General features: G+C 73.1%; 20 protein-coding genes. 18 read left to right on the forward strand and 2 right to left on the reverse strand.

The window, feature by feature from the left end; translation table 11 throughout:
- Positions 1-11 precede the first annotated feature (11 nt).
- The 13 genes from kynU to GA0070608_RS16110 all read left to right on the forward strand — a co-directional run bounded on the left by kynU (position 12) and on the right by GA0070608_RS16110 (position 12,098).
- Positions 12-1,319, forward strand: coding sequence for a kynureninase (kynU, locus tag GA0070608_RS16050; protein WP_091628791.1), 1,308 nt, complete (start codon positions 12-14; stop codon positions 1,317-1,319).
- Between the two features lie 55 nt (positions 1,320-1,374).
- Positions 1,375-2,712: an FAD-dependent oxidoreductase gene (locus GA0070608_RS16055; protein ID WP_091628793.1), complete on the forward strand. Its 1,338-nt coding sequence runs from the start codon at positions 1,375-1,377 to the stop codon at positions 2,710-2,712.
- A 23-nt stretch (positions 2,713-2,735) separates the two neighbouring features.
- A complete protein-coding gene (locus GA0070608_RS16060; protein ID WP_091635237.1) occupies positions 2,736-4,217 on the forward strand; it encodes a 2-hydroxymuconic semialdehyde dehydrogenase in 1,482 nt (493 codons plus the stop codon).
- Positions 4,218-4,266: 49 nt separating this feature from the next.
- Entirely contained in the window at positions 4,267-5,061 is a 795-nt protein-coding gene (locus GA0070608_RS16065; RefSeq protein ID WP_091635241.1) for a 2-keto-4-pentenoate hydratase, read from the forward strand.
- Complete coding sequence (locus tag GA0070608_RS16070; RefSeq protein ID WP_091628796.1) at positions 5,058-5,999, forward strand: acetaldehyde dehydrogenase (acetylating); 942 nt, start codon at positions 5,058-5,060, stop codon at positions 5,997-5,999. The genes GA0070608_RS16065 and GA0070608_RS16070 overlap by 4 nt, the downstream gene beginning before the upstream one ends.
- The gene (gene dmpG, locus GA0070608_RS16075; protein ID WP_091628798.1) at positions 5,996-7,066 is read left to right on the forward strand and encodes a 4-hydroxy-2-oxovalerate aldolase; all 1,071 of its coding nucleotides are present in this window, start codon (positions 5,996-5,998) and stop codon (positions 7,064-7,066) included. Before GA0070608_RS16070 ends, dmpG begins: the two co-directional genes overlap by 4 nt.
- A complete protein-coding gene (locus GA0070608_RS16080) occupies positions 7,063-7,836 on the forward strand; it encodes a 2-keto-4-pentenoate hydratase (RefSeq protein ID WP_091628800.1) in 774 nt (257 codons plus the stop codon). The genes dmpG and GA0070608_RS16080 overlap by 4 nt, the downstream gene beginning before the upstream one ends.
- Positions 7,833-8,261, forward strand: a complete 429-nt coding sequence (locus GA0070608_RS16085; RefSeq protein ID WP_091628802.1) for a RidA family protein — start codon at positions 7,833-7,835, stop codon at positions 8,259-8,261. The genes GA0070608_RS16080 and GA0070608_RS16085 overlap by 4 nt, the downstream gene beginning before the upstream one ends.
- A complete protein-coding gene (locus GA0070608_RS16090; protein ID WP_091628805.1) occupies positions 8,258-8,782 on the forward strand; it encodes a 3-hydroxyanthranilate 3,4-dioxygenase in 525 nt (174 codons plus the stop codon). The genes GA0070608_RS16085 and GA0070608_RS16090 overlap by 4 nt, the downstream gene beginning before the upstream one ends.
- Positions 8,782-9,804, forward strand: coding sequence for an amidohydrolase family protein (locus tag GA0070608_RS16095; protein WP_091628808.1), 1,023 nt, complete (start codon positions 8,782-8,784; stop codon positions 9,802-9,804). The genes GA0070608_RS16090 and GA0070608_RS16095 overlap by 1 nt, the downstream gene beginning before the upstream one ends.
- A 75-nt stretch (positions 9,805-9,879) precedes the next feature.
- Positions 9,880-11,343, forward strand: coding sequence for an amidase (locus GA0070608_RS16100; protein WP_091628810.1), 1,464 nt, complete (start codon positions 9,880-9,882; stop codon positions 11,341-11,343).
- Between the two features lie 55 nt (positions 11,344-11,398).
- Positions 11,399-11,704, forward strand: a complete 306-nt coding sequence (ctaJ, locus tag GA0070608_RS16105; RefSeq protein ID WP_438268545.1) for an aa3-type cytochrome oxidase subunit CtaJ — start codon at positions 11,399-11,401, stop codon at positions 11,702-11,704.
- Positions 11,691-12,098: a DUF5130 family protein gene (locus GA0070608_RS16110; RefSeq protein WP_091628814.1), complete on the forward strand. Its 408-nt coding sequence runs from the start codon at positions 11,691-11,693 to the stop codon at positions 12,096-12,098. The genes ctaJ and GA0070608_RS16110 overlap by 14 nt, the downstream gene beginning before the upstream one ends.
- 200 nt (positions 12,099-12,298) lie before the next feature.
- Here the strand turns inward: GA0070608_RS16110 and pepN are convergent, their stop codons facing one another.
- Complete coding sequence (gene pepN, locus GA0070608_RS16115; protein ID WP_091628816.1) at positions 12,299-14,848, reverse strand: aminopeptidase N; 2,550 nt, start codon at positions 14,846-14,848, stop codon at positions 12,299-12,301.
- A 211-nt stretch (positions 14,849-15,059) separates the two neighbouring features.
- On the opposite strand from pepN, the gene GA0070608_RS16120 reads away from it, so the two are divergent.
- The 4 genes from GA0070608_RS16120 to GA0070608_RS16135 all read left to right on the forward strand — a co-directional run bounded on the left by GA0070608_RS16120 (position 15,060) and on the right by GA0070608_RS16135 (position 18,195).
- Positions 15,060-15,683: a mycothiol-dependent nitroreductase Rv2466c family protein gene (locus tag GA0070608_RS16120; protein WP_091628819.1), complete on the forward strand. Its 624-nt coding sequence runs from the start codon at positions 15,060-15,062 to the stop codon at positions 15,681-15,683.
- Positions 15,684-15,957: 274 nt separating this feature from the next.
- On the forward strand, positions 15,958-16,362 hold the full coding sequence (locus GA0070608_RS16125; RefSeq protein ID WP_091628821.1) for a hypothetical protein: 405 nt from the start codon (positions 15,958-15,960) through the stop codon (positions 16,360-16,362).
- A 94-nt stretch (positions 16,363-16,456) separates the two neighbouring features.
- Positions 16,457-17,656, forward strand: a complete 1,200-nt coding sequence (locus GA0070608_RS16130) for a DUF1015 family protein (protein WP_091628823.1) — start codon at positions 16,457-16,459, stop codon at positions 17,654-17,656.
- Between the two features lie 71 nt (positions 17,657-17,727).
- A complete protein-coding gene (locus tag GA0070608_RS16135) occupies positions 17,728-18,195 on the forward strand; it encodes a ribose-5-phosphate isomerase (protein ID WP_091628826.1) in 468 nt (155 codons plus the stop codon).
- Positions 18,196-18,275: 80 nt separating this feature from the next.
- On the opposite strand, the gene GA0070608_RS16140 is transcribed toward GA0070608_RS16135, so the two are convergent.
- On the reverse strand, positions 18,276-18,596 hold the full coding sequence (locus GA0070608_RS16140) for a hypothetical protein (protein ID WP_091628828.1): 321 nt from the start codon (positions 18,594-18,596) through the stop codon (positions 18,276-18,278).
- A gap of 246 nt (positions 18,597-18,842) precedes the next feature.
- Here GA0070608_RS16140 and GA0070608_RS16145 point away from each other — a divergent pair, with 246 nt between their 5' ends.
- The gene (locus GA0070608_RS16145) at positions 18,843-19,388 is read left to right on the forward strand and encodes a hypothetical protein (protein WP_091628830.1); all 546 of its coding nucleotides are present in this window, start codon (positions 18,843-18,845) and stop codon (positions 19,386-19,388) included.
- Positions 19,389-19,421: the final 33 nt, after the last annotated feature.

The raw sequence follows: 19,421 nt of genomic DNA on the forward strand, positions 1-19,421 counted from the left end.
GAGAGAACCCCATGAACACCCCCGCACCCGAGTCGTCCGGGTTCGCCGCCGGTGAGGCCGAGGCGCGCCGTCTCGACGCCGCCCATCCCGGGCACCGCCACCTGTTCCACGTGCCGCCGGCCGACGGCGGACGCTTCCGCGACGCCGCGTACCTGGCCGGCAACTCCCTCGGCCTGCAACCCCGGGCCACCCGCGACGAACTCGTCGCCGACCTGGACGCGTGGCGCCGGCTCGGCGTCGAGGGGCACCTGGAGGCGGAGCGCCCCTGGCTGCCGTACCACGAGCTGCTGACGGCGCCGGCCGCGCGACTGGTCGGCGCCGCCCCGGCGGAGGTCGTGGTGATGAACTCCCTGACGGTCAACCTGCACCTGCTGATGGTCAGCTTCTACCGGCCGGCCGGTGCGCGGACCAGGATCGTCATCGAGGACAGCGCCTTCCCCTCGGACAGCTACGCCGTGCGCAGTCAGGCCCGCTTCCACGGCCTCGACCCGGACGCCGCCGTCGTCCGGCTACGGCCCCGCGCCGGCGAGGACACCCTGCGCACCGAGGACGTGACCGGCTACCTGGCCGCCGAGGGCGACACGGTGGCGCTGCTGCTGCTCGGCGGGGTCAACTACCTGACCGGCGAGCTGATGGACATCCCGACGATCACCGCCGCCGGCCGCGCGGCGGGGGCCGTGGTCGGCTGGGACCTGGCGCACGCCGCCGGCAACGTCCCGCTGGCCCTGCACGACTGGGACGTCGACTTCGCCGCCTGGTGCTCCTACAAGTACCTGAACTCCGGGCCCGGCGCGCTGGCCGGCGTCTTCGTGCACGAGCGGCACCTCGGCGATGCGGACCTGCCCCGTTTCGAGGGCTGGTGGAGCACCGAGGCGGCCACCCGGTTCGAGATGACCCCCGAATCCCGGCCGCCGGCCACCGTGGAGGCCTGGCAGATCTCCAACCCGCCGATCTTCGCGATGGGCCCGGTGCGGACCTCGCTGGAGCTCTTCGACGCCGTCGGGATGCCCGCGCTGCGCGAGCGCAGCGTCCGGCTCACCGGCTACCTGGCGGGGCTGTTGGACGAGGTGACCGCGAACCGTCCGCTGACCGTGGTCACTCCGCGCGAGCCGGAGCGGCGGGGCAGCCAGCTCTCGGTGCGCATCGGCGCGGGCAGTGCGGCCGAGCTGGCCAAGCGGCTGCGGCACGAGCACGGCGTGATCGCCGACGCCCGGGAGCCTGACATTATCCGGTTCGCCCCGGTGCCGCTCTACTGCACGTTCCACGACTGCTGGCGGGTCGCCGACGCGCTGGCCGCGACCGTGGAGGTGAACCGGTGAGCGCGAGGAGTGAGCCGGGGTTGCGAGCCCCGCAGTCGCGAACGGAGACGGGCTCATGACCGACGAGCGGGACGAGATCGCGGTGGTCGGGGCGGGGCTGGCCGGCTGCCTGCTGGCCTGTTTCCTGGCCCGGCGCGGCCACCCGGTGGCGCTCTACGAGCGGCGGCCCGACCCGCGTACCGGCACCGTCGAGCGGGGACGTTCCATCAACCTGGCGCTCTCCGAGCGGGGCCTGGACGCGTTGCGCCGGATCGGCCTGGACGAGCAGGTGCTGGCGGACGGGCTGCCGATGCGGGGCCGGATGATCCACCCCGTGGACGGCGAGGCGCAGTTCCAGTCGTACAGCGCCTCCGGCGACCGGGCGATCAACTCGATCAGCCGGGGCGCGCTGAACAACGCCCTGCTGGACGCGGCCACCAGCCTGCCCGGGGTGCGGGTCGCCTTCGACCACCGGCTCGTCGGGCTCGACCCGACCAACGGCGGGATGACCTTCGAGACCCCGCAGGGCACGGTCGCGGCCACCGCGTCGGTCGTCCTCGGCACCGACGGCGCCGGCTCGGCGGTGCGCGGGCAGCTGCTGGCGTACGGGCTGCTGACCGAGAGCGTGGACTTCCTCGACTACGGCTACAAGGAGCTGACGATCCCGCCGCTGGGCGGGGACTTCGCCCTCGACCCGGAGGCGCTGCACATCTGGCCGCGCGGCACCTCGATGATGATCGCGCTGCCGAACCCGGACCGCTCGTTCACCTGCACGCTCTTCTGGCCCACCCACGGCACCGCCAGCTTCGCCTCGCTGGGCAGCCCGGCGGCGATCGAGCGGCACTTCGCCGAGCACTACCCGGACCTGCCGCCGCTCGCCCCGGGCCTGGTCGACGACTACCAGCACAACCCGGTGGGGGTGCTCGGCACCGTCCGCTGCACCCCGTGGCAGGCGTACGGGAGGGTCGGCCTGCTCGGCGACGCGGCGCACGCCATCGTCCCGTTCTACGGCCAGGGCGCGAACTGCGCCTTCGAGGACGTGGTCGAGCTGGACCGCTGCCTGGACGAGTGCGCCGACGACTGGTCGGAGGCGCTGCCGCTGTTCCAGCAGCGGCGGCAGGAGAACGCCGAGGCGATCGCGCAGATGGCGCTGGCCAACTTCGTGGAGATGCGGGACAAGGTCGCCTCGCCGCTGTTCCAGGCCGGCCGGAAGGTCGAGCACGCGCTGGAGCGGCTGCTGCCGGGCCGGTACGTCTCCCGGTACGAGCTGGTGTCCTTCTCGACCACCCCGTACGCCCAGGTGCGTCGGCGGGTCCGCCGGCAGCACCGGGTGCTCGGGGCGGTGGCCGCCGGGGCGGCGGCGTTGCTGGCCGGCGCGGTCGGCCTCACGATCAGCCGGGGGAGGCGTCGATGACCGTGACCTGGGATCCCCGGCTGATGGCCGGGCGGGCGCCCGACGGCCCGGGCCTGCTGCGCAACTTCGTCGGCGGCGAGTTCGTCGAGGCCGGGCGGCGGTTCACGAAACGCAGCCCGGTCACCGGGGAGCCGGTCTTCGAGGTCGCCGAGGCGGACCGGGCGTGCGTGGACGACGCGGTCGCCGCCGCGCGGGCGGCGCTGCGCGGGCCGTGGGGCCGGATGGGGGAGCGGGAACGCGCGGAGGTGCTGCGTCGGGTCGCCGACGAGTTGGAGCGCCGCTTCGACGACCTGGTCACCGCCGAGGTCGCCGACACCGGCAAGTCGATCTCGCAGGCGCGCACGTTGGACATCCCGCGCGGCGCGGCGAACTTCCGCGCCTTCGCGGAGATCGTGGCGACCGCGCCGACCGAGTCCTTCACCACGGTCACGCCGACCGGCGGCCGGGCACTCAACTACGCGGTCCGCAAGCCGGTCGGTGTGGTGGCGGTGATCGTGCCGTGGAACCTGCCGCTGCTGCTGCTCACCTGGAAGGTGGCTCCCGCGCTGGCCTGCGGCAACGCCGTGATCGTGAAGCCCAGCGAGGAGACGCCGGCCTCGGCGACCCTGCTCGCCGAGGTGATGGCCGCCGCGGGCGTGCCCGACGGCGTGTTCAACCTGGTGCACGGCTTCGGCCCGGACTCGGCCGGGGAGTTCCTCACCCGCCATCCGGGGGTGGACGCGATCACCTTCACCGGCGAGTCGGCCACCGGGAGCACCATCATGAGGGCGGCGGCCGAAGGCGTGAAGGCGGTCTCCTTCGAGCTGGGCGGCAAGAACGCCGGTCTGGTCTTCGCCGACGCCGACCTGGACGCGGCGGTGGCCGGCTCGGTGCGCTCCAGCTTCACCAACGGCGGTCAGGTCTGCCTCTGCACCGAGCGGATCTACGTGCAGCGCCCGGTGTTCGAGGAGTTCACCGCCCGGCTCGCCGAGCGGGCCGCCGAGCTGCCGTACGGGTGGCCCGCCGACGAGGCGACGGTGAACATGCCGCTGATCTCGCACCAGCACCGCGACAAGGTGCTCGGCCACTACGAACTGGCCCGCACCGAGGGCGCCGAGGTGCTCACCGGGGGCGGAGCGCCGCGGTTCGGCGACGCCCGCGACGGCGGCGCGTACGTGCTGCCGACGGTGCTGACCGGGCTGGGCCCGCAGGCCCGCACCAACACCGAGGAGATCTTCGGCCCGGTGGTGCACGTCGCCCCGTTCGACGACGAGGACGAGGCGTACGCGCTGGCCAACGGCACCCCGTACGGACTGGCGGCGACGGTCTGGACCCGCGACGTCGGTCGGGCGCACCGGGCGGGTGCCCGGCTCGACGCCGGCATCGTGTGGGTGAACACCTGGTTCCTGCGCGACCTGCGTACCCCGTTCGGCGGGGTGAAGGCGTCCGGCATCGGGCGCGAGGGCGGCGTGCACTCACTCGACTTCTACTCCGAACTCACCAACGTCTGCGTGGACCTGTCATGAGCGAGCGCAGCGAGGAGCCGACATGAGCGAGCACGGCGAGCGAGCCGACATGAGCATTGACTACGAAGCCGCGGCCCGGGAACTGGTCGACGCGCGGGAGAACGGCAAGCCCTGCCCGCCGCTGCGCGGGCGGCTGCTGCCCGAGGGGGACGTCACGTCGGCGTACCTCGTCCAGCAGCTCCAGGTGCGGCAGTGGTCGCAGCGGGGCCACCGGCGGGTGGGCGCGAAGATCGGGCTGACCTCCCGGGCGGTGCAGGAGAGCTTCGGCGTCTTCCAGCCGGACTTCGGGGTGCTGCTGGACAGCATGGCGGTGCCCGACGGCGCCGAGGTCGCCATGGACCGGCTGCTCCAGCCCCGGGTCGAGGCGGAGGTCGCGTTCGTGCTCGGCACGGACCTGCCCGACGAGCGGATCACCGGTGCGGATGTGATCCGGGCGGTCGACCACGTGCTGCCGGCGATCGAGATCGTGGACTCGCGGGTCGCCGGGTGGGACATCTCGATCGTGGACACCGTCGCGGACAACGCCTCCAGCGGGCTGTTCGTGCTCGGTACCGCGCCCCGGCGGCTCGCCGACGTGGACCTGCGGTTGTGCGGCATGGTCCTCGAACAGGCCGGTGAGCCGGTCTCGGTCGGGGCGGGCGCGGCCTGCCTGGGCAACCCGCTGCACGCCGTGGAGTGGCTGGCGCGCACGATGGCGCGGTCCGGCGATCCGTTGCGCGCGGGCGACGTGGTGCTCTCCGGGGCGCTCGGCCCGATGGTGCCGGTGACGCCGGGCGCGGCGTACGAGGCGCGGATCTCCGGTCTCGGTTCGGTGCGGACCTGTTTCGGAAGGGCGGCCTCATGACCACCGGCGTGGCGGTGATCGGGTCCGGCAACATCGGCACCGATCTGATGATCAAGGTGTTGCGGCTGTCGGAGTCGTTGCGGATGGTGGCGATGGCCGGCATCGACCCGGACTCGGACGGCCTGGCCCGGGCTCGGCGCCTAGGTGTGGCGACGACCGCCGGGGGCGTCGACGGCCTGGTGGCGATGCCGGAGTTCGCCGACGTCGAGCTGGTGTTCGACGCCACCTCGGCGGGCGCGCACCGGCACAACGACACGGTGCTGGCCGCGCACGGCCGCACGGTGGTCGACCTGACCCCGGCGGCCATCGGCCCGTACGTGGTGCCGCCGGTCAACCTCGACGAGCACCTGCGGGAGCGGAACGTCAACATGGTGACCTGCGGCGGGCAGGCGACCGTGCCGATCGTCGCCGCCGTCGGCCGGGTCACACCGGTGGCGTACGGCGAGATCGTGGCGTCGATCGCGTCGAAGTCGGCGGGGCCGGGGACGCGGGCGAACATCGACGAGTTCACCGAGACCACGGCGCGGGCGATCGAGGTGGTCGGCGGCGCCGGGCGGGGCAAGGCGATCATCGTGCTCAACCCGGCGGACCCGCCGCTGCTGATGCGCGACACCGTCTACTGCCTCTGCCCGGACGCCGACGCCGACCGGACGGCGATCGCCGACTCCGTGGCGCGGATGGTGGCCACGGTGCGGGAGTACGTGCCCGGCTACCGGTTGAAGCAGGACGTGCAGTTCGACCGGGTCGACACGTACGTGCCGGCGCTGGGTCGGCACCTGACCGGGTTGCAGGTGTCGGTGTTCCTGGAGGTCTCCGGCGCCGGGCACTACCTGCCGGCGTACGCGGGCAACCTGGACATCATGACCTCGGCCGCGCTGCGTACCGCGGAACGACTGGTCGCGCTGCGGCCCGAGGCCGTTTCGGAGGTCCTCTCGTGACCGACCTGTACATCCAGGACGTGACGCTGCGCGACGGCATGCACGCGGTCGCCCACCGCTACACCGTCGGGCAGGTGCGCACGATCGCCGCCGCGCTGGACGCGGCGGGGGTGGCCGCGATCGAGGTGGCGCACGGTGACGGGCTCGCCGGCTCCAGCGTCAACTACGGCCACGGCGCGGCCAGCGACGCCGAGTGGATCGCGGCGGCGGCCGAGGTGATGACGACCGCGAAGCTGACCACCCTGCTGCTGCCCGGCATCGGCACGATCGCCGACCTGAAGGCGGCGAAGGCGCTCGGCGTGACCAGCGTGCGGATCGCCACCCACTGCACCGAGGCCGACATCTCCGCCCAACACATCGGGTGGGCGCGGGAGAACGGCATGGACGTGGCCGGCTTCCTGATGATGTCGCACATGAACGATCCGGCCGGGCTGGCCGCCCAGGCCAAGCTGATGGAGTCGTACGGGGCGCACTGCGTCTACGTCACCGACTCGGGCGGCCGGCTGCTGATGTCGGACGTGGCCCAGCGGGTGGACGCGTACCGGCAGGTGCTGGAGCCGGAGACGCAGATCGGCATCCACGCCCACCACAACCTGTCCCTCGGGGTGGCGAACAGCGTGGTCGCGGTCGAGCACGGCCGGATCCTCGGCGACGGCCCGCCCGGGTCGCCGTCCGGGCGGACGGTGCGGGTGGACGCCTCGCTGGCCGGGCAGGGCGCCGGGGCCGGCAACGCGCCGCTGGAGGTGTTCGTCGCGGTCGCCGAGCTGCACGGCTGGCAGCACGGCTGTGACGTGTTCGCGTTGATGGACGCCGCCGACGACATCGTCCGGCCGTTGCAGGACCGGCCGGTGCAGGTCGACCGGGAGACGCTGTCCCTCGGCTACGCCGGGGTGTATTCGAGCTTCCTGCGGCACGCCGAGCGGGCCTCGGACCGTTACGGCGTGGACGTCCGGTCGATCCTGGTCGAGTTGGGCCGCCGCCGGATGGTCGGCGGACAGGAAGACATGATCGTCGACGTGGCGCTGGACCTGGCCGGCGACCGAGGACAGAAGGGTGATGCAACATGATCGGGCCGGACACCGCGGGGATCGCCGAGCGGTTGGGCGTGGCGGCGGACACCGCCACCGCGATCGGGCAGTTGGCCGCCGAGACGGGTCTCGACGTCGACGCCGCGTACGCGGTGCAGACCGCGCTGATCCAGCGCCGGCTGGACCGGGGCGAGCGCCTCGTCGGGCTGAAGATGGGTCTGACCAGCAAGGCGAAGATGGCCCAGGTCGGCGTGGACGAGGTGATCTGGGGCCGGCTCACCGACACCATGCGGGTGCCCGACGGCGGCAGCGTCGACCCGGCCGCCTTCATCCACCCCCGGGCCGAGCCGGAGGTGGCGTTCCTGCTGGACCGGCTTCCCGAGCCCGGCGAGCCGGTCGGTGACTTCACCGACGCGGTCCGGGCCGTCGCCCCGGCGATCGAGCTGATCGACTCCCGGTACGCGAACTTCACCTTCTCCCTGCCGGATGTCGTCGCCGACAACGCCTCGGCCGCCGCGTTCGTCATCGGGCCGTGGTGCCCGGTGCCGGACGGGGTGGAGAACCTGGGCGTGCTGCTGGAGGTCGACGGACGGGTGGCGCAGGTCGGCTCGACCGCCGCCATCCTCGGCGACCCCCGACGGGCCCTCGACGAGGGCATCCGACTCGCCGGCCGGCACGGGGTGCGGCTGCGCGAAGGATGGGTCTTCCTCGCCGGCGCCGCGACCGCCGCCGTGCCGCTGCGCCCCGGAGCCCACGTCCGCGCCGTGGTGGAGAAGCTCGGCTCGGCCTCGCTGCGGGCGTCGGCGTGAGCGGGCAGGCGCGGGTCGTCGCGGGCAAGGCCGTCCCCCGGGGCGCCTTCCCGCACGTCAAGGTCGCCGGCGGTTTCGTCTTCGTGTCCGGTACGTCGTCGCGGCTGCCGGACAACACCTTCGCCGGTGTCGAGGTCGACGAGTTCGGCACGACGAACCTCGACATCCGGGCGCAGACCCGGGCCGTGATCGGCAACGTCCAGGACCTGCTGCGTTCGGTCGGCGCCGACCTGTCCGACCTGGTGCAGGTCACCAGCTACCTGGTCAACATGAACGACTTCGGTGGCTACAACGAGGTGTGGGCCGAGTTCTTCGACGCGACCGGCCCGACCCGCACCACGGTGGCGGTGCACCAGTTGCCGCACCCGCACCTGCTCGTCGAGATTCAGGCCGTGGCCCTTCTTCCGTCAGGAGGTCAGTCGTGAGTGAGATCGCGGAGCCGTTCAGCTTCCCCGGTTGGATCGCGGAGAACCAGCACCTGCTCAAGCCGCCGGTCGGCAACCGGGAGATGTTCCCGGGCGGGGACGACTTCATCGTGATGGTGGTGGGCGGGCCGAACCAGCGCACCGACTTCCACGTCGACCCGTACGAGGAGTTCTTCTACCAGGTCAAGGGCAACATGCACGTCAACCTGATGACCCCGCAGGGGCCGCGTACGGTGCACGTGCGCGAGGGGCAGATGTGGATGCTGCCGCGCAACACCCCGCACTCGCCGCAGCGCCCGGAGGCCGGCTCGATCGGCGTGGTCGTGGAGCGGGTCCGCGAGGAGGGCACGCTGGAGAAGTTCCAGTGGTACTGCACCGAGTGCGGGCACCAGGTGCACGAGGTGGAGTTGCAGGTCCGGGACATCGCCGCCGACCTGCCCCCGGTCTTCGCGGCGTTCTACGCCGACGAGGCCGCGCGTACCTGCGCGAACTGCGGCGCGCTGCATCCGGGCAGGGGCTGATGCCCGCCGGGCCCGGGCCGGCCCGGCCGCCGGTGGTCGACGTGCACACGCACGTCGTACCGAAGGGGTGGCCGGACCTCGGCGCGGCGTGCGGCGGGTCCGGCTGGCCCCGGCTGCGGGTCGACTCCGAGCGCGCCGCCATGATCATGGTGGGCGAGACGGAGTTCCGCCCGGTCGGGGCGGAGTGCTGGGACGCGCCGACCCGGCTCGGCGACATGGCCGCCGACGGCGTCGACGTGCAGGTCGTCTCGCCGACCCCGGTCTTCTTCAGCTACGACCGCCCCGCCGACCAGGCGGTCAAGGTGGCGCGGATCTTCAACGACCTCACCCTGGAGGTCACCGCCGCCGGCGGTGACCGGCTGGTGCCGTTCTGCCAGGTGCCGTTGCAGGATCCGGCGGCGGCCTGCGCCGAACTGGACCGCTGCCTCGCGGCGGGACACGCCGGGGTGGAGATCGGCAACCACGTCGGCGACCGTGACCTCGACGACGCCGGGATCGTGGAGTTCCTGACGCACTGCGCCGAGGTGGGCGCGCCGGTCTTCGTGCATCCCTGGGACATGCCGGGCGGCCCCCGGCTGGACCGGTGGATGGCCCGCTGGCTCGCCGGGATGCCCGCCGAGACGCACCTGTCGGTGCTGGCGCTGATCCTCGGCGGCGTCTTCGACCGGGTGCCCGACACGCTGCGGATCTGTTTCGCGCACGGCGGTGGCAGCTTCCCGTTCTGGCTGGGCCGCGCCGACAACGCCTGGCACCGCCGGGGCGATCTGGTACGCGGGGCCTCGACCGCCCCACCCAGCTCGTACGTCGACCGGTTCTGCGTCGACTCGGTGGTCTTCTCCGGGCCGGCGCTGCGGCTGCTGGTCGACACGATGGGCGCCGACCGGGTGCTGCTCGGCAGCGACTACCCGTACCCGCTGGGGGAACGGCCGGTCGGCCGGGTGGTGCGCGAGGCGGACTTCCTCACCGAGGACCAGCGCGACCTGCTGCTCGGCGGCAACGCGCTGCGCTTCCTCGGCCGCTGACGGCGGTTCGTCGTCCGTGAGTCGGCCGGTCGTGTCGTTCGGCGAAGCGGTGGTGAGACCAGGCAGGATGAGGGGATGGCCGAGTCGCACGACCTGACCGCGCTGGAGCAGGCCGCCGCGATCGCCGGCGGCGAGCTGTCCAGCGTCGAGCTGGTCGAGCACCACCTGACCCGGGTCGACGCGCTCGCCGACACCGTCGGCGCGTTCGTCACGGTCACCCCGGAGCTGGCCCGCGCGGCGGCCCGCGCCGCTGACGCCGTCCCCGCCGACGAGCGCGGCCCGCTGCACGGCGTGCCGACCGCGATCAAGGACCTCACCCTCACCGCCGGGGTGCGTACCACCTTCGGCTCGGCGGCGTTCGCCGACTTCGTGCCGCCGGTGGACGCCGACGTGGTCCGGTTCATGGCGGCGGCCGGGCTGGTCAGCCTGGGCAAGACCACCACCTCCGAGCTGGGCTGCTCGCTCTACTCGGAGGGGCTCGTCGCGCCGCCGGCCCGCAACCCGTGGGACCTGGCGTACACGGCCGGCGGTTCCAGCGGAGGGGCGGCGGCGGCCGTCGCGGCCGGCCTGGTGCCGGTCGCCCAGGGCTCCGACGGCGGCGGCTCGCTGCGCATCCCCGCGTCGCTGTGCGGCCTGGTCGGTTACAAGCCGAGCCGGGGCCTGGTCTCCGGTGGGCCGGTCGGATTCGGCGCCTACGGACTGCCGACCAACGGGCCGATCGGGCGTACGGTCGCCGACGTGGCGGCGCTGCTCGACGTGCTGTCCCGGCCGGTGCCGGGGGAGCCCTACCTGGCGCCCGCCCCGCCCGCCGGCGGTTGGCTCGGCTCGGCGCGGGCGGCCGATCCAGGGCCGCTGCGCATCGGGCGGTTCACCGCCCCGATGCTCGCCGACGAGCCGGTCCACCCGGACTGTCTCGCCGCCGTGGACCGGGCGGCGGCGCTGCTCACCGCCGCCGGTCACGAGGTGGTCGAGGTCCCCGCCCCCCTCGGGCCGACGGTGTGGCCGCTGTTCGAGATCGTCTGGTACGTGTTGGCGCTCGCGCCCGTGCCGCCCGAGCGGGAGAGTGCGCTGCTGCCGCTGACCCGTCACCTGCGCGCCCGGGGCGCGCAGGTCTCCGCCGGCACCCTCACCGCCACGCTCGGCGAACTCCAGGCGCAGGTACGCCTCGGTGCGCGCCGTACCGCCGGCTGCGACCTGCTGCTCTGTCCCACCCTCGCCGCGCCGCAGGCGCCGCTGGGCTGGTTCACGGAGGGCGGCGACCCGGCGGAGGATTTCGACCGGCAACGCCGGTTCTCGCCGTACTGTGCCGTCTTCAACGTCACAGGTGATCCGTCCGTCTCGCTGCCGGTGGGCGTCACCGCCGAGGGACTGCCCGTGGGGGTTCTGCTCACCGGCCGGTACGGCGACGACGCGAGGTTGATCGGCACGGCTGCGCAACTGGAGCACTCCAGTGGCGGATGGGATCGCCACCCCGCAATCTGGCGGGCCGTGGCCTCCGCTAACGTGAATGGCAGCGGTGTCGGGCGGTCGGCGCCATGATCGTCCACCCGACCCGGATCCTTGAGGTCTCTTCTTCCGCCTGGGGGCGTTGGGATTGTCTGTAACCGAGACGTTGCTGGTATTCGTCGGCATCCCGGCGGCTGCGGTGCTGGTGATCGCCGGTTTGGCGTACGCCGGTAGCCGTGGTGGTGGCGGTGGCGGTGCCAAGCGCTACCGGCCGGGCCGGTCCTTCGACTTCACTCCGGTCTGGTTCCTGGGCCGGCCGGAGCAGCTGGCCGACTCGGCCGGCACCGCCCTGGCAGCGGGCGCGCAGGCGCCGGCGCTGACCAGCCACAAGCTTGAGCGGGCCGGTGTCGAGGCGCCGGCCGGTGGAACCGGAGGCGCAAGTGACCGTTGGTGAGAAGCAGGCCGGGACGCCGAACCCGCCCGAGGTGCTGGACGGGCCGTTCTCGACCCGCCAGCTGCTGCGCATCGACGAGGCCCTGCGCCTGGCCGACCAGGGCACCGGCCTGGTCTTCTCGGTGTTCGTCGGCGGTCTCGACGAGCCGGTCCGGGAGCACGCCGAGCGGCTGCACCGCCAGCTCGCCGAGCCCGACCGGTCGATCCTGATCGCGGTGTCGCCCAACCAGCGGCAGTTGGAGATCGTCACCGGCCGGCAGGCCCGCAAGCGCGTCCCCGACACGTACACCCGGCTCGCCGCGCTCTCCATGGTGGCGGCCTTCGGCGGCGGCGACCTGACCGGCGGCATCATCATCGGCCTCGACCAGCTCGCCAGCCACGCCGGCAAGGGCTGACCCCGCACGGCACACGGTGCACGACGAAGCCCGGTCCGCACGGCGGACCGGGCTTCGTCGTGCCCACACCAGCCCGCCCAGAGATCTTGGCGAGAAACGGCCCTCCCGAGGGCACTTTCGCACCAAGATCTCTAGGCGGACGCCCGTACGGGCGTACGGCGGGGGCACAGGCCTTCGCCAGCCCCGCCGCGGCGTTACGGTCAGGCGCTGCGGGCGTCCCGTTCACGGGCCCGCAGGGCGCGCAGGACGCCGTCGCGGCCCTCGGCCACCAGCCGGCGCAGCGACGTCGGGTGTCCGTCGCCGGCCAGCCACGCGTCGGTGGCCGCCACCGTGTCGTCGTCCACCAGATACGCCGGGTACGCCAGCTGCGCGAACTCCTGTGCCGGCTCGCTGTCCCGGTTGCCCCAGACCTGGTCCACCACGGCGAAGTACTTCTCCCGGTAGGGCGCGACCAGCTCGACCTGCGCCGGGTGGGTGAAGCCCTGCAACAGCGCCCGGTTGCGCCAGTTCGGCAGCGTCTCCGGGCCGGTCAGCTCGGCCCAGACGGCGGCCTTGTTCTCCGCCGTCGGCACCAGCGCGTGCGCGTGTGCGGCCTCCCGCTCGCCGCTGGCTGTCCGGTCCCCGGCCAGTTCGGCCTCGACCTCGGCGGCACCGGCCGCACCGTTGGCGACCAGCGCGTCCAGCACGGCCCAGCGCAGCTCGGTGTCGATGGCCAGGCCGGCCGGGACGTCGGCGCCGGCCAGCCAGCCGCGCAGGGTGGCCAGGTCCTCGCCGGAGCGGGCCGCCGTGGCGTACGCACGGGCCCAGGTGAGCTGGAAGCCGCTGCCCGGCTCCGCCGCCGCCAGCGTCGTCCGCGCCGTGCGGGCCAGCTCCGCCCAGCCGGTCGGCGCCCAGGCCGGGTCGGCGTAGAAGGTGAGCGTCGTGGTGGCCTGGCGCAGGGTGGCGTTGACCAGGTTGATGTCAGTCTCGGCGGGCAGCCCCGCCAGCACCAGCGCCAGGTAGTCGCGGGCGGCCAGCTCGGAGTCGCGGGTCATGTCCCAGGCGGCGGTCCAGCACAGCGCGCGGGCCAGCGACGACTCGAAGCCGGCGATGTGCTGCACCACGGTGGACATCGACCCCTCGTCGAGTCGCAGCTTGGTGTAGGTGAGGTCGTCGTCGTTGAGCAGCAGCACGTCGGCGGCGGGCACGCCGCGCAGGGCGGTCAGCTCGGTCCGCTCGCCGGTGACGTCGACCTCGTGCCGTTCACGGCGGACCAGCCGGCCGTCGGTCAGGTCGTAGAGGCCCACCCCGATCCGGTGGGTACGCAGCGTCGGGTACCCGGCGGGCGCCTCCTGGCGGACCACCACCTGCTCGTAGTTGCCGTCCGGGCCGACCGTCAGCTCCGGTCGCAGGGTGTTGACCTGCGCCGTCTCCAGCCACTGGGCGGCGAACTTGCGCAGCTCCCGGCCGGAGGCCGCCTCCAGCTCGGAGAGCAGGTCGTCGAAGGTGGCGTTGCCCCACGCGTGCTTGGCGAAGTAGGCCCGCAGGCCGGCCAGGAACGGCTCCTCGCCGACGTACGCGACGAGCTGCTTGAGGACGCTCGCGCCCTTGGCGTACGTGATGCCGTCGAAGTTGACCTCGACCGCCTCCAGGTCCGGCATCTCGCAGTAGACCGGGTGGGTGGAGGAGAGCTGGTCCTGCCGGTAGCCCCAGTTCTTGCGGATGGACAGGAACGTCGTCCAGGCCTCGCGGAACCGGGTGGCGTGGGTGTTGCACCAGTGGCTGGCCCACTCGGCGAACGACTCGTTCAGCCACAGGTCGTTCCACCAGCGCATGGTGACCAGGTCACCGAACCACATGTGCGCCAGCTCGTGCAGGATCGTGTTCGCCCGCTGCTCGTACTCGTAGTCGGTGACCTGCGAGCGGAAGATGTAGTGCGACTCGGCGTGCGTGACGCAGCCGAAGTTCTCCATCGCGCCGGCGTTGAAGTCGGGCACCCACAGCTGGTCGTACTTGGGCAGCGGGTAGCGAACGCCGAACTGCTCGTGGAAGAAGTCGAAGCCCTGCTTGGTGACCAGGAAGAGGTCGTCCGAGTCGAGGTGCTGCGCCATCGAGGCCCGGCAGAACGCGCCCAGGTCGATGCCGTCGTGGCTGTCCCGCACCTCGTGGTACGGCCCCGCGCAGAGGGCGGTGATGTAGGTGCTCATCCGGACCGAGGTGACGAGGTGGACCGTCTTCAGCCCCTCGCCCGCCGCCTCCTCCCGCTCCACTGGCATGTTCGAGACCACCTTCCAGTGGTCCGCGACGGTGGCGTGCCAGGTGTAGACGCTCTTCAGGTCGGGCTGGTCGAAGCAGGCGAAGACCCGCTGGGCGTCGGCCGTCTCGAACTGGCTGTAGAGGTAGGTCTCGCCGTCGACCGGGTCGACGGTGCGGTGCATGCCCTGCCCGCTGTTCGAGTACGCGAAGTCCGCCTCGACGACCAGCGTGTTCTCGCTGTCCAGTCCCGAGAGCGTCAGGCCCTTCTCGGCCGACCAGTCGCTCAGGTCCACCGGCGTGCCGTTCAGCGTGGCGGACCGCACGGAGTCGGCGGCCAGCTCGATGAAGGTGCTCGCGCCGGGCTCCAGACACCGGAACCGGACTTCGGTGGTCGAGCGGAAGGTGCGAGCCTCGGCCGGCCGCACGGCGGACGAGAGGTCCAGACTGATGTCGTATCCGGTCACGTCGAGCAGGCGGGCCCGCTCGGTGGCCTCGACCTGCGTCAGGTTGCGCACTCCCGGCACTTTTAGTCTCCATCCCGTTTCGCCGCACGCCCGGTTGGCGCCGTCATCGACCGCTCGTGACGGCCGGATTCGAGTCTTCCATGCACGAACACCCTGTGGTGGGCGAGGTCACGCTCTCATTCCCCTGTCGGTCGATACCTGTCGGGGTGAAGATCGGGCAAGGCGCCGGGAGGCCGGCGCACCCGTCGTGAAGGGACCAACCGTGAGCGAGCGCGTCACCGTAGACATGTGGTTCGACCCCCTCTGCCCGTGGGCGTGGATCACCTCCCGCTGGCTGTTGGAGGTCGAGCAGGTCAGGGACGTGGACATCCGGTTCCGCGTGATGAGCCTGTCGGTGCTCAACGAGGGCCGGGAGTTGTCCGAGCAGTACCAGGAGCTGTTGCGGACCGGCTGGGGCCCGGTGCGGATCTGCATCGCGGTGGAGCAGCGGTACGGCCCGGACGCCGTCCGGAAGCTCTACACCGCGCTCGGTACCCGGATCCACCTCGGGCAGGAGAAGCTCGCACCGGAGCTGTTCACGGCCGCGCTGGCCGACGTCGGGCTCGACCCGGCGCTGGCCGACGTCGCCGAGGGCACCGGCTACGACGAGGCGCTGCGGGCCAGCCACGAGGCCGGGATGCGTCCGGTCGGCACCGACGTCGGAACCCCGGTGATCCACGCGCCCGGCCCGGACGGCGACCCGGTCGCCTTCTTCGGCCCGGTGATCACCCCGGCACCGAAGGGCGAGGCCGCCGGCCGGCTCTGGGACGGCGTTCTGCTGGTCGCCGGCACCCCGGGCTTCTACGAGCTGAAGCGCTCCCGCGACCGCGACCCCATCTTCGACTGATCTCCGACCCTCTCCCCTTCCGCAGAACTTCGACGGGAGCGGCAGGGGAGAGGACTGCCTGAGGGCGGGCATCGCGGGGGAGGACGGCGGGGCGGCCGGTTCGGGGCCGGATCGGCAGGACGCCTGCCAGGTACCCGCCGTGGGCGGGGGCGTGGGCGGGGAAGGCTGGGCGGGGTGGGTGGGGCGTCACCGGGGTGGCGGCGGAATCGTTGGCCCCGGTGTCCGCCGCAGCGACCCGCAGGGCCGCAACCCGCAGCTCGTGGAGGCATTCCCGATGGCCAAGCACCGTGCGTCCGGTGACGTTCCGTCGACCCGGGAGGGGGTGACCGAGGGCCCGGACACGGCGTACTGGTCGGTCGACGACTCCCGCTGGCGGGCGGTCCGCCCCGATCTTCCCGACCACATGGTGGACCTGCTCGCCCCGCCGATCGTGGTCGGCGTAGCCCGCGTGCCGATCACCTCCCGGCTCACCCCACCGGCTGATCTCCGGTCCACCCCACCGGTTGAACTCCGGTCCACCCCACCGGCTGATTCCCGGTCCACGGCTCCGGTCGCGTCGGCCGGGTCCCGGAGGATCGTGCCCGCCGGACCGGGTGCGCCGGGCCGACGCCCGGCGGGGGCCGCCACGCCGAGCGGTCGGCACCGGCGGGCGGCGGGACGGCCCGACCGCACCGCCTGAAGCCCGGCGTCCCGCCCCGGTAGCTCTTTCATCTGGTGGACCCCGCGCGGGTCCCGCGTCAGCGGGACTCGCCTCGCCGGTAGCGTCTTCGCACATGACGGTCGTGCATCCGATCACCCGGGCCTGGATCACCACTGGTGGCACCGGCGCGCAGAACTACGACGAGTTCGCCGACGACGCGGAGATCACCGCGATCATCGAGGAGAACCCGCACAGTGCCCTCGGCATCGAGATGCCGCACCGGGCGCCGGAGAGCCTGGGGAAGTCCTTCCTCGACGCCCTGCCGGACGCGGTGACCCGCCTCGCCGAGGCCAAGGCAGACGGCAGCTACACCCCCGCCGAGCAGGTCGTGGTCCTCTACCGGATCAGCGCGCCGGGGGAGGAGAACGCGTACGGGCTCTTCGCCATGGTCGACACCGACCAGATCTCCACCCGGGCCGACGAGCCCGGTCTGGTCATCCGCAACGAGGACGTCTTCATCGCCAAGGTGCGGGAGCGGGTGGCCCTCGCCGAGGCGCTGGGCCACCTGCTGTCGCCCGTACTCCTGTTGCAGACCGGGCGCGGCGACGAGCTGCACGCCGCCCTCGCGGCGGCGACCGACGCGGCCGGGGCGCCGGCGGCGACCGACACCGACCAGGCCGGCCGCACGCACGCCATCTGGCTGCTCGGGCCGGGCCCGCGCCAGGACGAGCTGACCGCCCTGGCGGGCGGCGGCGAACTGGTCGTGGCCGACGGCAACCATCGGAGCCTGGCCGCGCAGACCGGTGGGCTGCCGCGCTTCCTGTCGGTGATCACCACCCCGGCGTCGGTAGCGATCCAGCCCTACAACCGGCTGATCAGCGAGCTGACCACCACCGCCGACGATTTGCTCGCCCGGCTCCGCGCCGCCGGCGCGGAGATCAGCCCGATCGACGGCCCGGTCGAGGTCCCGGCGGCCGGCGGCACCGTCCACCTCCGCCTTGCCGGCCGGGGGTACGCGGTCACCCTGCCGCACGTCGGTGAGAACCGGCTGGAGAACCTGGACCACGCTCTGGTCGAGCGGCTGCTGCTGCGCGACGTGCTCGGGCTCGACCCGGGTGACAAGCGGATCACCTACGTCGGCGGCGACTACCCGGCGAGCTGGCTGACCGGCGAGGTCGACGCGGGCCGGGCCGAGCTGGCGGTGCTGGTCGCCCCGGTGACCGTGGACGACTTCGTGGCGGTGAACCTGGCGCGGGAGAAGATGCCGCGAAAGAGCACCTGGTTCACCCCGAAGGCGCGCGGCGGCCTGGTGGTCGCCGAGCTGTCCCGCTGACCTGTGACGAATCCGCCTCCGGGGCGCCGCCCGCGCGTCGCCCCGGGAGCGCGCCTGACAGACTGCGTGGTATGCGCGTCTACCTGGGATCCGACCACGCCGGTTTCGAGTTGAAGGTGCACCTGGTCAACCATCTGACCAAGGAGGGGTACGACGTGGTCGACGTCGGCCCGCACGCCTACGACCCGGACGACGACTACCCGGCCTTCTGCCTGCACACCGGTGACCGGGTGGTAGCTGACGACGGGAGCCTCGGGGTGGTCATCGGCGGCTCGGGCAACGGCGAGCAGATCGCCGCGAACAAGGTGGTCGGCGTCCGGGCGGCCCTCGCCTGGAGCATCGACACCGCCCAGTTGGCCCGCGAGCACAACGACGCGAACGTCGTCGCGGTGGGCGCCCGCCAGCACACGCTGGACGAGGCCACGGCCATCGTCGAGGCGTTCCTGACCACCCCGTTCTCGGGCAACGAGCGGCACGCCCGCCGGATCGCCCAGGTGGCCGACTACGAGCGCGACCGCCAGCTTCCCACGCTCCCCTAAGCATCCGGCTGGTCGTCCTGGCGGGCCTGGTCGGGTCGAGCGGCGTAGATCTTGGACGAATCATGCCGCCGGACTCGGGGTCAGCGGCGGGGGAGGTCCTCGCGGGGGGTCCAGTTGCGGCGGATGATCGTTATCCGCTTCTCGGCCTCGGCCAGGTCCTCGTCCGTGGGGCGGGCGGCGTCGCGGGCCCGCATCGCGGCGGTCACGCTCACCTGGGAAGAGCCGGGGCCGACGAGACCACGTAGGCCGCGATCGCCCTCGTCACCCGGGCCGCCCCGGCGACCGCGGGGCGGCTCGGGGCTGTCGTGCGCTCCGGTGGTCGGCGCGTTCGGGCTCTCGGTCCCGCCCGTGTCACCGCTCGGGTGCCGTAGCCGGCGCCGGCGCCGCTCCGCGTCTCCCATCAGCCGACCGTACCGCCCCGGCCCGGTCGGCGCCGGCCCGGCCGGCCACCCGTGCCCGTCGGCATGATCGGGTGACCTCGATCACGACGACGTGGTCGGCCGGTCCCGTCCGGCCCTGCCGGGCCCGGTGGGACCAGGGATCGGGGCCCGCGCCCCGGTGCGGGCTCGGCGACCGATTTGCCGGCTGGCTACCCTCGGAACGGACGGCGGCCGGTGGTCGCTGTCGGGTCCAGGGGAGGGGACGAGATGGTCGACCAGACGCAGCCGTGGGCCGAGCGGACCGTCGAGGTACCGCCGCAGCCCGGTGCCGGGGTGCCGCCGCAGCGCGACGCGTTCCAGCGGGGGGTGGCCTCGGTCGGGCAGTCCCGTACGTCGCGCACCGAGCCGTTTCCCGTCGTCGAGCACGAGCCGACGGGTACGGGGTGGCCGGACGGGCCGGCGCCGCGTCGGCCGCTCAGTTGGCATGTCGAGCAGTTGAAGCGCGGTGGTGAGTGGAGTGCCGCCGGCGCACTCTTCGCCTTCGTCTGCTGGGGGATCTGGGCCATCTCGGGCGGGGGCGATCTCGCCGGCCCGCTGCTGATCTTTCTGCTGAGCCTGCTGGTGGCCGCCGGCCTCTTCGCGTTGGCCCGGCTGCTCGGCCGGGTGGTGCTGGAGCGGCAACTGGGCCGGGTGCGGCGCAGCGCGCGCGGGGCGCACCTGGTGACGGCGGTCTTCCTGACGGGCCTCGGGATCGCCTATCTCCAGCAGACCGAGTGGGTCGTGTCGGCCTGGAACTGGATCACGGGCCACTGACCGTACGCCCGGGCGGGTCGGCCTGCGCCGCCC

The sequence above is a fragment of the Micromonospora peucetia genome (assembly GCF_900091625.1).
Taxonomy (GTDB): domain Bacteria; phylum Actinomycetota; class Actinomycetes; order Mycobacteriales; family Micromonosporaceae; genus Micromonospora; species Micromonospora peucetia.